A 14,028-nucleotide genomic window follows, 5' to 3' on the forward strand; every position below is an offset into this window, starting at 1 on the left:
TGGAACTGCCGCATATCCTCGGGCGAGGCGGTCTCCGGCGAGCGGCCGAGGAAGGCCGCGAAGCGTCTGACCTGGCGGATGTAATCGGTGCGGGTCTTCTCGACGAAATGGCGCACCGTCATGTCGTCGATCATGCGCTGGCGCAGCGGGCTGATGGCTGTCTCGGTCATCGAGGGCTCCTGTCGTGAGGTGGAGGGACCAAACCCCTCGATCCTCAAGACAGGACCCAGTCCTGTCATTGTGTGCCCTTCAGCGGGTTACCGCCCCCAAGTCATGGCGCCGCCCCAGCCGCAGTGTCCTCCCGCGCGAGCGGGTTCGTTCCATGGCACCAGGCGGACCTTATCTGGATTTCCGCTTTAGCAGCGTGAGCGGACCTTCATTTAGTCCGCTCAACACTACATTCAGACCCATTGCTGCCCTAAGACCGGACGATGCGAATGCCGCGATGGGTCGTGTTCGAAACGCTCGAAGGGCCGCCCCGGGCCGAGTCCACTGAAGCTAACTCGACATGTCACTGTGCAATTTTTACCACGGCGTCGTGATGTTTGAAGCAATCGCCGAGTTGCGTTCGCAGTGGAGCGACGCCGGTAGGGTCCTCGGGTTCGATTCTAGGGTGAAGTTCGCCCGGCTACGTGGCAGGATCCACCCATGCGCACCAAAACCGTCACATACGGTCGTTTCATCGTTCGCGACAAGACCACCTGGGCCGCCTATGGGCTGCTCACAGTCTACACGTTCTTCCTGGCGCTGATCGGGCCGCTGCTCCCGCCTCTGCGAGCCGAACTGAACCTGAGTTACGTGGCCGGAGCACTCCATACCAGCGCGTTTGCGGCGGGCGTGATCTTATCCGGCCTCTTGGGCGAATCGGCGGTTGAGCGGTTCGGCCGCAGGCGAGCAGCCCAGTTAGCTCTCGGAGGAATTAGCATCGGGATCCTGCTGATCGCCCGTGCGCCATCGGCCGCCGTAAGCATCGGCGGTTCTGCCATGATGGGGCTCGTAGGCACGCTGATACTGATTGTGGTGCCGGCTGTTCTGGCCGAACGACACGGTGAGGCGCGCAGCATGGCTTTCACTGAGGCCAACATCCTGTCCTACCTCGGCGCGCTCGCCGCCCCACTCGCGGTGTGGGGCGTCGTCAGCATGGCGACTTGGCGGACCATTTTCGTCCCCGCCTGGGCCATGCTCATCATCACGGTCTGGGCAGTCTGGGCAGTCCCGTTCCCGGTCGGCCCGGCCGCGGCGTCCGTGGACCGAAGCCGGTTGCCGAAGGCTTTTTGGGCGTTCTGGTTGTTGATCACGCTCAGCGTCGCGACCGAATTCTGCCTTGTGGTATGGAGCCCGAGTTATCTGGAGAGCGTGTTCGGATTATCGCGCGATAGGGCCGCAGTCGCGGTCATGGCCTTTCCCGTTGGCATCATTGCCGGCCGGGTGGTTGGCGCATTCGCGCTGACTCGGCTCAGCGATGAACAGGTGGTGCTGCCATCACTTGCAATCGCGTTCTGCGGGTTCCTTCTGTTCTGGTCGGCGACGCATGCTGGAGCGGCTGTGGCTGGGCTCCTGGTCACCGGGCTCGGTGTGGCCAACCTCTTCCCAGTCAGTCTGGCCCTTGCGATTGGCCGGGCCGGCTCGGCTACGGGTTTGGCGACGGCGCGTTCCTCCTTGGCGACAGGCGTCGCTCTCATCGCAGCGCCGCTGATGCTCGGAGGGCTCGCTGACCAAGCTGGCATCAGAGGCGCCTTCGCGCTGGTCCCACTGCTTCTCATTGCCGGGGGCGCTGCCCTCGTGCTCGGCCAGCGCATGTCCATTCCTTCGACATGAAATCATATGTTAGGATCGCAGTGCCGTCTGAGCAAATTGCTCGTGCTGAACAGAACGACCACGAGAGTGATCGCAATTAAGCTTGTGATGTCTCTCCTCATCCTCGCTTGAGCGAGTCAATTCCCAGGGGGCGTCATTCAACCCGCAAACGAGATAATGCAATAAATTGTGCGGTTATTGACGTTCTGCAATTATCATTGTAAAGCCTCCCTTAAGGAAGGTGTGTCGCAAACTGGTGACAAAAGGGGACTGATTGGGGCCCAGGTGACGGGTGCCACATGCGGCATTGTCGCTTTCACAATGAGCCACTTTGGCGACCTCCCTCTATCCTGACTCTATTGGGATTCTTTGTGCGTGCGGCCGTGAAATCCAGGCTGAAGGGAGAGGAAGTCAATGCGCCAGATTGGCATCGGAGTCATTGGAACCGGCTTCATGGGCAAGGCGCATGCCTTTGCCTACCGGGCCGTGTCAGGCATCTTTCCGGGGACGAGGCCTGAACTCCAGATCGTCGCGGATGTCAACGGGGCCGCTGCTGAACGTGCGGCCACTCAGCTCGGCTTCCCGCGCTATACAGACAATTGGCAGGATCTTGTCGCTGATCCGGCAATTGGCATCGTATCAATCACAACACCCAACATTTTTCATCGTGAGATGGCCTTGGCCGCAATCGCTGCTGGAAAGCACATTCATTGTGAAAAGCCGCTTGCCCCGTCCACGGCGGAGGCCCGTGACATGATGGAGGCTGCCGAAGCAGCCGGTGTTGTCACCCAGGTTGGCTACAACTACATCAAAAATCCTCTGCTTGGCCTCGCCCGTGAAATGATCACGAGCGGTGAACTCGGAGAAATCACCGGCTTCCGCGGCATCCATGCCGAAGACTATATGGCCAATCCGGATGAGCCTTACAGTTGGCGTGTTGATCCAACGGGGGGGCAGGCGCCATTGCTGATATCGGCAGTCACATTATCTGCATGGCACGTTTTCTCCTTGGTCCCATTGACGAGGTCATTGCCGATCTCGAAACCGTTATTAAGAGCCGACCCATTGCTCCCGGAGCCAGCGAGTGACGCACGGTCGAGGTCGACGATATTGCCCGCCTGACGGTCCGCTTTGCGCGAGGCTGCCGTGGGACGATTGAAGCGAATTGGGTCGCGACTGGCCGAAAGATGCAGCTCGGCTTCGAAATTAATGGTACAAAGGGTACACTGGTTTTCAATCAAGAACGCTTAAATGAGCTGCACTTCTACCAAGTCGGCCGAGACCGTCGTCATGAGGGCTTCCTGAAGATCGAAGCCGGTCCTCAACATCATCCTTACGGCCTCTTCTGCGTCGCGCCCGGCCACCAGCTCGGCTTCAATGATCTGAAGACAATCGAAGTTGCGGATTTTCTGACAGCCATCGATGGCGGTGAACATCGTGGACCTGACTTCCGTGAAGCTTATGAGATTCAGAAAATCGTCGACACGGCAGTTAAGTCATCGCGTGAGCGCCAATGGAAAACTGTGTCCTAGAGCCATAAACGTGGACGATAAGGTCTGGCGCATCTGACGGCGGCACTGGACTGTCCACCTGTATTCTCCGAGCCTTTGAACACTCTGTCAGGCGAATGGAAATGCGCAGCGATAGCTTCATCCGAGTTTGCAGATCCCGTCACCGGGGAGAGCAAAGCGCCTTAGCATCATTCCCATCGGTTGTAGTTCCGAGCCTTCACCCGTAAGATGTCCATAGCGCTTCGAGGACGACCCAACGACACATGAGGTTCCTGCAACCGCGCTACCGACTCGTGAGTTCAGTCCCGCCGAACCGATACTCCAAGCAAAAAAGGGCCCTGCCAGATGGGAGAATTCCGGCAGGGCAGGCGGGAGGACCACAGGATTGTCACAGAGGGGCGGCGGGTCTCGGGGCCGCATCATATGCCCCCCAAATCGATTGATCGTAGTTGATCACGGATCCGGTCATCAGGCCTGACTCGTCGCTTGACAGAAACGCCACGGCACGAGCCACCTCCTTTGGGTCGATCAGGCGTCCAAAGGGCTGTTGCGCGGCTGCCTCGGCAAGCCAGTTCGGATTGGCGCCGTGATACTGCTTCTGAGTGCGATCCTCGCCCTCGCTGGCCATCCAGCCAATGTTGAGGGCATTGACGCGGATGCGGTTCATGAGAAGGGCATAGGCTGTGTTCTCGGTGAGGGTCGCAAGTGCCCCTTTAGAGGAGCAGTACGCCGCGATGAAGGGCTGCCCGGCCTTTGCCGACATCGAGCAGATATTCACGATCGTACCCTCAACGTGATTCCGACGCATGATTTTGATTGTGTCCTGCATCAGAAAGAAGGGAGCTCGGACGTTGACCGCAAACATGGTGTCGAAGAGATCCGGTGACGTATCAATGATCGTGCCGCGGTCCGTGCTAGCCGCAGCATTGACAAGTGCGTCAACGCGTCCGAACTCGGCCTCCGCTTTGGCGATGACCGCCTGGCAATCATCAACCCTGCTCAAATCAGCGGGCACGAACACGACGCGGGCATCGGTTTCTTCCTGAATGGCGTGCGCCTTCGCTTCTCCCTTCTCTCGCGACCGGCCGCAGATGACGATGCCCGATGCCCCGCGTTTCGCGAACAGTTCAGCAATGGAGGCTCCAAGTCCTTGCGTTCCGCCAGTTACAACAGCGATCTTCCCCTTCATCTGTGTCATGCTGATACTCCGTCGATGCGGTAACCGGCTTTGGTAAGTGCCGCGGTCAGGGCGCGATAGCCGATCCTGGCGTACTCAGCGGGCGGGGCTTTAACAGGATCCTGCTCCGCTTCGACGACGAACCAGCCTTCATAGCCCACATCGGCGAGGCGCTGGATCACAGCCGTGAAGTCGATCGTCCCATTACCTGGAACAGTAAAGGCCCCCTCAAGCACCGCGTCCAAGAAGGACTGACGGCTTCGGTCGAGGCTCTCGATGACAGGTCCGCGAACGTCCTTTGTGTGAACATGAATGATCCGGCTTCCATGCTTCTCGACCACGCGGAGTACGTCGCCGCCAGCAAAGCGCATGTGTCCTGCGTCGAACAGCAATCTCACGGCCTCACCGGTGTGCTTCATCAGCAGATCAAGGTCCTGCTCCGTCTCAACGGCCGTTGCCATATGGTGGTGGAAGCCCAGCGGCACGCCGGCATCGGCGCAATGCTCGGCAAAGCGCGTCAAACGTCGTCCATAGACTTTGATCTCGTCTTCAGAGAGCCGGCGCCGAGTGGCCAAGGGTGCATCACGTTTGTTTTGGATCGTTCCAGCCGTCTCACCGTAGGCCAGGCAGGCGGCGCCAAGAGAACGAAACAGCTCAAGCTGTGATGCCACTTTGTCTTTCTCTTCGGCGAGATCGTCGGGCGCATCCAGAACAGTGCCGGAGTACCAGCCGGATGCGAGTTCAAGACCAAATGTCTCGAGCTCAGGACGCAACTCGGCTTCGGATTTCGGGAATTTGCCCCCGGTCTCCACACCTGAGAAGCCAGCCTCCCGGCTTTCCCTCAAACAGGTCTGTAGGCTTGTGTCCCCACCCAGCTCCGGCAGGTCATCATTGGACCACGCAATGGGCGCAATTCCCAACTTGGCTCTCATCATTGTCTCCGGGAAGCTGCCGTCAAATCTTGGCCCCGATGCAAGGTCAGACGCCGACACGCTGGCGTTTGCGACCGTCCAATTGTGCCTTGGATGCCTCGACTACTTCGTCTCGTCCGCTGACCTGCGGCACACCGACATCCCACCACGCGTCTCCAGGGGTCCAGGTGAAGGCATCTGAGACAATGGTGATGACGGTCGTCCTGTCGGTCGTTTTAGCCCAATCCAAAGCTTGGCCGAGATCCGCCAAACTCTCGACGTGTCGGGTCAACGCTCCCATCGCTTCCGCGTGCTTTGCGAAGTCGACCGAGAAGGGCTCCTTCACGCGACAATCTCGGATCAGGTTATTAAACGAGGCGCCGCCTTTGGCATTCTGCAAGCGGTTGATGACCGCGTAGCCGCCATTGTCACACACGATGATAATCATCTTGTGGCCAGCCAAGACTGAGGAATAGATATCAGAGTTCATCATCATGTAGGTGCCGTCACCGATCATGACGATAGGCGTACGGGTTGGATCCGCCATGGCGGCGCCCCATCCGGCGGCTATCTCGTATCCCATACACGAGAAGCCAAACTCACAGTCGAAGGTGTTGGGCTCCTTGACGCGCCAGTTCTTCATCACCTCGCCGGGAAGTCCGCCCGCCGCGGCGATGAGGAGATCCCGCTCGCCTGCCTTGGAATTAACGATGCCGACAACCTGGGCGTAGGTCGGAATGGGATCATTTGTCGGACGCTGGAAGCCGTCGAGCATTGAGTTCCATTTTGCGAACTCGACGCGGCCCCGCTCGGTCCAGGCCGTATCAGCCTTCCAGCCTTGCACGGCTTCCGCAAGTTCCTCGATCGTTTCCCGTGCGTCCGCAACCACCGCAAGAGCACGGTGTTTGGTCGCATCATAGCGGGCCGCGTTGATGGAAATGAAGCGGGCGTCGGGCGAGAAGCAGGTCCAGGACCCCGTGGTAAAATCCATGAGGCGCGTTCCCACAGCGAGAATCACGTCAGCCTCCGCAGCCAAGGCGTTCGCCGACGTGGAACCGACAATGCCCATTGGCCCAACATGAGCGGGGTGCTCGTGCGTGACAGCGCCCTTGCCGGCAATCGTCTCCGCCAGTGGAATGCCATGCTCTTCGGCGAAACGTCCGAGAACGTCCTCGGCACCGGAATAGCGCACCCCGCCGCCGGAAATGATCAAGGGGCGCTTGGCCGACTTGAGCAGACGGACGGCCTCGATGAGCTTGTCGCGGTCCGCCCGCGGGCGTGAGACTGTGTGGATGGTCGGCTCAAAGAACGCAGTTGGATAATCCCAGGCAATCTCCTGCACGTCCTGCGGCAGCCCGATGAACGCCGGCCCGCAATCCGCCGGATCAAGCAGTGTCGCGACAGCTTGAGGTAAGGACGAGATCAGTTGCTCGGGATGAACAATCCGATCCCAATACCGCGTGACGGCCTTGAACGCATCATTGACGTTGATCGTCGGATCGCCGAAATGCTCAACCTGCTGCATGACGGGATCGGGGCGGCGGTTGACGAAGGTGTCGCCGGCAAGAAGCAGGACCGGGAGCCGGTTCGTATGGGCCACGCCGGCGGCGGTTACCATGTTGAGGGCACCTGGGCCGATCGAGGTAGCGGCTACCATGATCTGACGCCGCCGCTTGGCCTTTGCGAAGCCGATTGCGGCGAGCGCCATCGATTGCTCGTTCTGCCCGCGCCAAGTCGGCAGGGTATCCTGGACTGCTTCCAAAGCCTCAGAAAGACAGGTAACGTTGCCATGTCCGAAGATTGCAAAGACACCGGGAAACAGTGGGACCTGCTCGCCATCGACGATGGTGAACTGGTTGCACAGGTAACGAACCAAAGCCTGGGCCATGGTGCAGCGAACGGTCGACATGCAATCTCCTCCCAAATCAAAAAGCGCTGTTGGTGCAGCGTATCCGGTTTTGGAAAAGATTATTGCGTGTTTCCAATTTTCGCAAGATAAATTGCGAAAATTGTTTTGTCGGAGGTCTACGTCTTCACTGGAGCCTTGCCGCGGCGCCTGGGCTCCGTCGTTCGGTCACGTGCAATCTCAGTGACGGTAGGGATACGAGGGGCCTCATCCCGGCTGGGCTGGAGGAGGGCGGCCGTTGCCACCGCAATGCACTGTACGAGACACATGGGGGCAGCCAGAGACCGTGAGAACGTGTACTCGTCTTCGGGAACCGTGAACAAAACCCGGGCGTCCTTGGCGAGGGGCGACAACTGACTGTCGGTAATAGCCACGATCGGAGTTCCACTACCGACCGCCACGTCGGCAATCGCCACAACTTCCTTTGCATAGTGGCGGAAAGCGATTGCAACGAGCACATCGTGATCAGATATCGTTGCAGCCATTTCCTGCGCCAGACCGCCGGCTGGATCAAGAAGCACAACCCGCCGACGCAACATCGTCAGAACATACCGTAGGAACGATGCAATCGGTTCTGACCGGAGTTGACCGGCGATATAGATGGTTTCAGCCTTCGCCAACAGCCGCGCTGTGGTCGCCAGATCCTCCTCGGCGACCCCTTCGAGAAGGTCTTGGAGAGCCGCAATGTCACGCACAACCAGTTGCCGCAAATAGCCGAGGTTGCCGCGCTCCTCATTGCGGGACAGCTCGCTCTCAAGAGCGCTCAGGCGCTCCCGAAAGCCTGGAGCAGCGGTCGCCAGGCGGGTCTGGAACACCGCCTGAAGTTCCTTGAAACCTGAATAGCCGAAGTTCTGGGCGAAGCGAACGAGACTCGAGGGGTGAGTGCCGCATTGCGCCGCAATGGCATTGATCGACTCAAGGGCAATGACGTTCGGGTTTTGGGTGAAGAACCGCGCAATCTGCTGAAACCCCTGGGACAGGTTCGGGTACTCCTGGGCAATCAGATTGACGATCCCCTCATAGTTCTTCGGGGTCGGGTCTGTCCGCCGGTTGTCCTTTCCTGGCATTTTGGCTCCGCCTTTCTTTCGTGTCTGTAGCGCCACTGGTTCTCGATCCTTCCTGCTGACAGGCCTCACTTGCGGTCGGGATGCCGGGCAGTTCTTGCCCGAATGCCACTTGCAGCGTGTCCTCACCTGCTCAGGCGCAGCCGTCAATGTCTAGACTTTGTCCGCTTGACATACAATTTTTATTGCACAAGTTATCAATATGCAATATTTCTTGCGAAAGGCGCTGGTACAAGCGCTGTGCACAACGATGACAGAGAGAGGATCTTGCTGAATCAGCAGTGCCCAGCTGCCCAGCTGCCCAAGCCCGACACCGACATGGCGGTTCTTCGCACCTTGGCCAGATCCGATGAGCCCCTGGCCCTGTCGTTGGCACGCTCAAGCCAGCAATAGCCTCCTCATACGTGCAACGATTGTTGCAGCAAACATCATAGCCAAGCAAGGGATCGCGTCTGATGTATGAAAGGTTTGGCCTGTTCATCGACGGCGACTGGCGTGCTCGCGGCGGGCAGGGCGCCCTCGACATCGTGGATCCGGCCACCGGGGAAACCCTCGGGGAGGTCCCCACCGCTGCCGAGGCTGATGTGGATGACGCCATTGGGGCTGCCGACAAGGCGCTGAAGCGCTGGCGGGCAACTTCGGCCTGGACACGGGCGGATTTCTTGCACGCTGCGGCCGACCGGATGCATGAGCGAACAGAAGAGGCGGCACGCCAAATCACCCTCGAGGCGGGCAAACCCCTCGCTCAGGCCAAGCGGGAATGGGCCCTGTCCGTCGATCAGTTCCGCTGGTACGCGGAAGAGGCGCGTCGGATCTATGGTCGCATCGTTGAAAGCCGGGCGCCGGGCGGGCGCGTTGAGGTGCTACACGAGCCCGTTGGCGTTGTCGCTGCATTCACGGCTTGGAATTTCCCCGCCGTTCTGATCGCACGCAAGGTCGCTCCCGCCTTGGCGGCCGGGTGTTCCGTGATCATCCGCCCTTCAAGCGAGGTTCCTGGGGCCGCGATGATTATGGTCGACTGCCTGAGGCAAGCGGGTGTGCCCCCGGGAGTGGTAAACCTCGTTATCGGACCAACGGCGACGACCTATACGCGTCTTATGGCATCGCCCGTGGTGCGTAAGATTACGCTTACGGGGTCCACGGCCGTCGGGCAGCAGATGATCCGGGATGCTGCGGCGACAATGAAGCGGGTCAGCATGGAACTCGGTGGCAATGCTCCAATGATCGTATTCGACGACGCCCACGTCGACACGGTGCTTGATCTGGCAGTTCCCACCAAATTCGCCAATGCGGGACAGGTCTGCGTCGCGCCCGATCGCTTCTATGTTCACGAGTCGCTCCATGACGCGTTCGTCTCTGGATTCGCCAAGAGGGCAGGGTCCCTCAAGCTTGGACATGGCCTCGATGAAACCACCCAGATGGGACCACTGATCAACCAACGTCGTGTTGATGCCATTGAGGCGGTTGTGGCGGACGCAAACAAGCGTGGTGGACGCATTGAAGCCGGAGGCGGACGGCCGCAGGGTCAGAATAAGGGCTTCTTCTTCGAACCGACAGTAATATCCGGACTCCCTGATGACGCCATTGCGCTTGCGGAGGAGAACTTCGGTCCCATCGCGGCGATCACCCCCTTCTCTGACAACGAAGAGGTGTTCCAGCGCGCGAACGCGGGTGACTTCGGGCTGTCAGCTTACGTGTTCACCAGAGATCCAACTCGCATCCGTGAGGCGGTGTCACGAATCGAATCCGGAATGGTGGGCGTGAATAGTTTCGCCCTTGCCGCCGCGGAAGCCCCCTTCGGTGGCATCAAGTTGAGCGGGATGGGACGGGAAGGGGGAACGGAAGGAATTCTCGATTTTCTAAACGTCAAATTATCCCAGGTTGCGGTCTAACGCGGCGAGGCATCATGCTACCCAACGGAATTCGCGCGCAATGGAGCGCCGGCAAGCCCGTCATCAACGGATGGCTGTCCATCGCATGTCCCTTCACGGCGGAGATCATGGCCGCGCAGGGTTACGACTCGATCACGATCGATCTTCAACACGGGCTCATCGGCTACGAAGTCGCCACCACCATGCTTCAGGCGATGCGGGCAAGTGCCGTCACTCCGCTCGTCCGGGTGCCCTGGCTCGATCCGGCGGCCATCATGAAATCTTTGGATGCCGGTGCCTATGGCGTGATCTGCCCCATGATCAACACACGCGAGGAGGCCGAGCGTCTGGTCTCTTACGTTCGCTATCCGCCCGATGGCATGCGGAGCTTTGGTCCGACACGCGCTAATTTTTCGGCCGGCGCGGATTATGGGCAGCACGCGGACGCCGAGGTGTTGTGCTTCGCCATGATTGAAGCGGCTGACGCGGTCGCCAATCTCGACGCCATCGTGTCGACGCCCGGCCTCGACGGTGTCTACATCGGGCCCGCCGATCTGACGCTCGGTCTGTCGGGACGGCGCTATCCAACTGGGTTTGACCGCGAGGAGCCCGAGATCGTCGAGGTGATTCAGACCATTCTGCACAAGGCGCATAAGGCCGGCATTCGCGCCTGTCTGCACAATGGTACCCCGACCTATGGGGCTAAAGCCATCGGCTGGGGATTCGATCTTGTCACCATCTCAAATGACGTGCGGCTGTTGGCAGGCGCGGCTCAGGCCAGTGTTGCCACGGCCCGCAAGCTGATCGCCGACCAAGAGCCGTCGCCCGCCGCAACCGCCACGGGAGGATACTGACATGCCCCATATACTCGTCGCCGGGCGCATCCACGATGCGGGCCTGGCCCTCCTGCGGTCCGCTCCCGGCGTGACGTTCGACCTGGTCGACGAGGTCTCGACCGAGTCCTACGCCCCTCTTGTTGAACATGCGGATGCTGTGCTCATCCGGACCCAGCCCATGCCCGCGTCCGTGATCAATGCGGCGCTCCATCTGAAGATCGTATCACGCCACGGTGTCGGGTTCGATGCGGTGGACGTTGCAGCCTTGAACCAGCGCGGGATCCCGCTGGCCATTGTTGGCGATGTCAACTCTCGATCCGTGGCCGAGCACACGATGATGCTCATCCTGTCCCTTGCCAAGCGGACGCTCACGTATGACGCCAAGACACGGCGGTCCGAATGGAACTACCGTAACCGTTTCGACGCTACGGAGCTCGCCGGCAAGACGCTCCTTCTGCTCGGGTTCGGCCGGATCGGGCGTTCTGTCGCCAAGCTCGCTCAGGCTTTCGGCATGGAAATTCTCGTCCACGATCCTTTTGTGGATGAGACCGTGATCAGAAATACCGGCGCCATTCCGGCTCCGGACATCGATGCAGCGCTTGCGCTGGCCGATGTGATCTCCGTGCACATTCCGCTCTCTTCAGGCGGCGCTTTGATTGGCACTCGAGAGCTTGCCCAGCTGAAGCCCACCGCTGTGGTGGTAAACACCGCCCGCGGAGGACTCATTGACGAAGAGGCGCTCGCCACGGCCCTTGAAAACGGTCGGCTCGCCGGCGCCGGGCTCGACGTGTTCACGGCCGAGCCGCCTCCGCATGACCACCGGCTCTTTGGCAATGATCGCGTGATTCTCAGCCCCCATTCGGCGGGACTGACACGAGAGAGCGCTATCCGCATGTCGGAGTCCGCGGTTCAGAACATCCTGGATTTCTTTGCTGGAAGCCTCGATCCAAAGCTCGTGGTGAACGCCGGCAGCGTGTCGCCGTCGGCCAAGGAACTGATGAGAGCATAACAGATCATGTGGCCGCTGGGTTGCTATACTGATTGGAGCCTTACCGATGTTGCGCGTTGCAGTGCTTGGGGCCGGACGGATCGGCAAAATCCACGCAGCCAATGTGGCGATGAACCGAAACGCGAAGCTGGTCGCGGTGGCCGATCCGTTCGGCGATGCCGCATCCTCTCTTGCGGATCTTCTCTCGTGCGAAGCCTCACAGGATCCGATCCCGCTCATCGAACGCGATGACGTCGATGCTGTTGTGATCGGCACCCCGACGGATACCCATGTGAGCCTCATGCTCCATGCCGTCAGGTTGGGAAAAGCCGTCCTATGTGAAAAGCCGATCGATCTTGATATCGCTAAGGCTGATGCGGCGCTTCACGAAATCGAACGCCTGAACGGCCGTGTTATGTTGGCCTTCAACCGCCGTTTCGACCCCAGTGCGCAGCAACTTCGCCAGACGATCGATGCCGGTACCATCGGGGAGGTCCGCCAGGTCATCATCACCAGCCGCGACCCCGGATTACCCTCGCGCGAGTATCTCAAGCATTCGGGTGGCATCTTCCGGGACATGGTCATCCATGATTTCGACATGGCCCGCTGGCTCCTGGGCGAAGAGCCCACTGAGGTGATGGCCACCGCGAGCCGTCTGGTGGATCCGGCGCTGACGGAGGTTGACGACTTCGACACCGTCATGGTGCAGATGAGGACGGCATCAGGGCGTCAATGCCATATCAACTGCTGCCGGGAGGCCGTATACGGGTACGATCAGCGTTTCGAGATCTTCGGCTCGGCGGGAATGCTGCAGAATGAAAACTTGCGGCCAACGACGGTTCGCCGCTGGACCCGCCATGAAACGGAAGCCGGTGAGCCGCTCCTGAACTTCTTCTTGGAGCGCTACGCTGATGCATACCGTTATGAACTCGATGCTTTTATTGCCGCGGTTCAAGCAGGATCGCCTATGCCGGTGACGCCCTTCGATGGTCGCCAGGCGCTGCGGCTTGCGGACTGCGCCTTGGAGTCGGCTTTGAGCGGTCGATCTGTCAGGGTTTGAAGCACCAAGTGAGGTGCCATGGTGCCGAGCCAACACTCGTCGACACAATGCCTGTGACGAAAAATACCGTCAAAACTGCGCAATTCACCAACGCCCCGCCCAGAGTGTGATTGACATTCGCAATTTTCATTGCAAGTATTCTAATTAAGCAACATAAATTACGAATGCGGGATCCCGAGAGCAAATCCTGAGCATGCGCAGCTTGAGGACAACGCCGATGAAACACAGCACTGGCCCATTCGCATGTGAAGCCCGTCACATGGCTACGGCTAAAGCCTAAACCATTGATCTTATGGTGAGGCGGAACCCATGTGTCCAACCACAATCCCGTCCCGGATCGGGCGAACGCTATCCACATTGGCGCAGAGCCCGGCACAAGTGGAGCGCCAGGGCATGACGCTGCTGCGCACAAACAGCATCCGCAAAGGCTTCGGGCCGGTTGAGGTCCTGAAAGAGATCGATTTTGCTGTATCACCTGGTGAGGTGACAGCGCTGGTGGGTGAGAACGGCGCCGGCAAATCAACACTCATGAAAATTATTGCGGGCTATGAGCAGCCTTCGTCCGGCCATCTGCTCGTCGACGGGTCTGACATCTTCTTTGAGACCAATGTGGATGCGGAAGCATCCGGTATCGTCCTGGTTCACCAGGAGTTTTGCCTCATTCCGCATCTCACCGTCGCCGAGAACATCTTTCTCGGCTACGAGCCGACCCGGCGCCGTGCTCTCGACTACGCTGCGATGGAGCAACGAGCGGCTCTCTTGCTGGAGGAACTTGGGTCCGACCTATGCTGGATTTTGGGTGATGGGGCCGATCAGGCGACGTTGTGTGTTGGCGTCGTTGCGATCTCGGTGCCGTCCTGGAATCTGACACCCGCGATTACTTTCGGCAACTGGTTTTCGCCCATCA

The 14,028-nt window shown here is 59.6% G+C and carries 10 protein-coding genes and 2 pseudogenes; 7 read left to right on the forward strand and 5 right to left on the reverse strand.

All coding sequences use genetic code 11. The annotated features are described in order from the left end of the window. Positions 1 to 239 (reverse strand): phage integrase N-terminal SAM-like domain-containing protein (locus FS320_RS50300; protein WP_342211962.1); only part of this gene is annotated, 239 nt, incomplete at its 3' end. Positions 240 to 648: 409 nt separating this feature from the next. Here FS320_RS50300 and FS320_RS27220 point away from each other — a divergent pair. Then, positions 649 to 1,818, forward strand: coding sequence for an MFS transporter (locus FS320_RS27220; protein ID WP_152715233.1), 1,170 nt, complete (start codon positions 649 to 651; stop codon positions 1,816 to 1,818). A gap of 393 nt (positions 1,819 to 2,211) precedes the next feature. Continuing rightward, positions 2,212 to 3,329 (forward strand): annotated as a pseudogene (locus FS320_RS27225) (Gfo/Idh/MocA family protein). A 367-nt stretch (positions 3,330 to 3,696) separates the two neighbouring features. Here the strand turns inward: FS320_RS27225 and FS320_RS27230 are convergent. The 4 genes from FS320_RS27230 to FS320_RS27245 all read right to left on the reverse strand — a co-directional run bounded on the left by FS320_RS27230 (position 3,697) and on the right by FS320_RS27245 (position 8,369). Then, on the reverse strand, positions 3,697 to 4,506 hold the full coding sequence (locus FS320_RS27230; protein ID WP_152715235.1) for an SDR family oxidoreductase: 810 nt from the start codon (positions 4,504 to 4,506) through the stop codon (positions 3,697 to 3,699). Beyond that, a complete protein-coding gene (iolE, locus tag FS320_RS27235) occupies positions 4,503 to 5,417 on the reverse strand; it encodes a myo-inosose-2 dehydratase (RefSeq protein WP_152715251.1) in 915 nt (304 codons plus the stop codon). Before iolE ends, FS320_RS27230 begins: the two co-directional genes overlap by 4 nt. 46 nt (positions 5,418 to 5,463) lie before the next feature. Next, positions 5,464 to 7,305: a 3D-(3,5/4)-trihydroxycyclohexane-1,2-dione acylhydrolase (decyclizing) gene (gene iolD, locus FS320_RS27240; RefSeq protein WP_152715237.1), complete on the reverse strand. Its 1,842-nt coding sequence runs from the start codon at positions 7,303 to 7,305 to the stop codon at positions 5,464 to 5,466. Between the two features lie 116 nt (positions 7,306 to 7,421). Continuing rightward, positions 7,422 to 8,369 carry a MurR/RpiR family transcriptional regulator gene (locus FS320_RS27245; protein WP_152715239.1) on the reverse strand — a complete coding sequence of 316 codons (948 nt, stop codon included), beginning with the start codon at positions 8,367 to 8,369 and terminating at the stop codon, positions 7,422 to 7,424. 452 nt (positions 8,370 to 8,821) lie between these two features. Here FS320_RS27245 and FS320_RS27250 point away from each other — a divergent pair, with 452 nt between their 5' ends. The 5 genes and pseudogenes from FS320_RS27250 to FS320_RS48375 all read left to right on the forward strand — a co-directional run. Further along, positions 8,822 to 10,258: an NAD-dependent succinate-semialdehyde dehydrogenase gene (locus FS320_RS27250; protein ID WP_152715241.1), complete on the forward strand. Its 1,437-nt coding sequence runs from the start codon at positions 8,822 to 8,824 to the stop codon at positions 10,256 to 10,258. 14 nt (positions 10,259 to 10,272) lie between these two features. Further along, positions 10,273 to 11,091: an HpcH/HpaI aldolase family protein gene (locus FS320_RS27255; RefSeq protein WP_152715243.1), complete on the forward strand. Its 819-nt coding sequence runs from the start codon at positions 10,273 to 10,275 to the stop codon at positions 11,089 to 11,091. A 1-nt stretch (position 11,092) separates the two neighbouring features. Next, positions 11,093 to 12,082: a hydroxyacid dehydrogenase gene (locus tag FS320_RS27260; protein WP_152715245.1), complete on the forward strand. Its 990-nt coding sequence runs from the start codon at positions 11,093 to 11,095 to the stop codon at positions 12,080 to 12,082. A 46-nt stretch (positions 12,083 to 12,128) separates the two neighbouring features. Beyond that, positions 12,129 to 13,121, forward strand: a complete 993-nt coding sequence (gene iolG, locus FS320_RS27265) for an inositol 2-dehydrogenase (RefSeq protein WP_152715247.1) — start codon at positions 12,129 to 12,131, stop codon at positions 13,119 to 13,121. A gap of 393 nt (positions 13,122 to 13,514) precedes the next feature. Then, positions 13,515 to 13,841, forward strand: a pseudogene (locus FS320_RS48375) (ATP-binding cassette domain-containing protein); the annotation flags it as partial. Positions 13,842 to 14,028: the final 187 nt, after the last annotated feature.

It is taken from the genome of Microvirga tunisiensis (assembly GCF_009296175.1).
GTDB classification, from domain to species: domain Bacteria; phylum Pseudomonadota; class Alphaproteobacteria; order Rhizobiales; family Beijerinckiaceae; genus Microvirga; species Microvirga tunisiensis.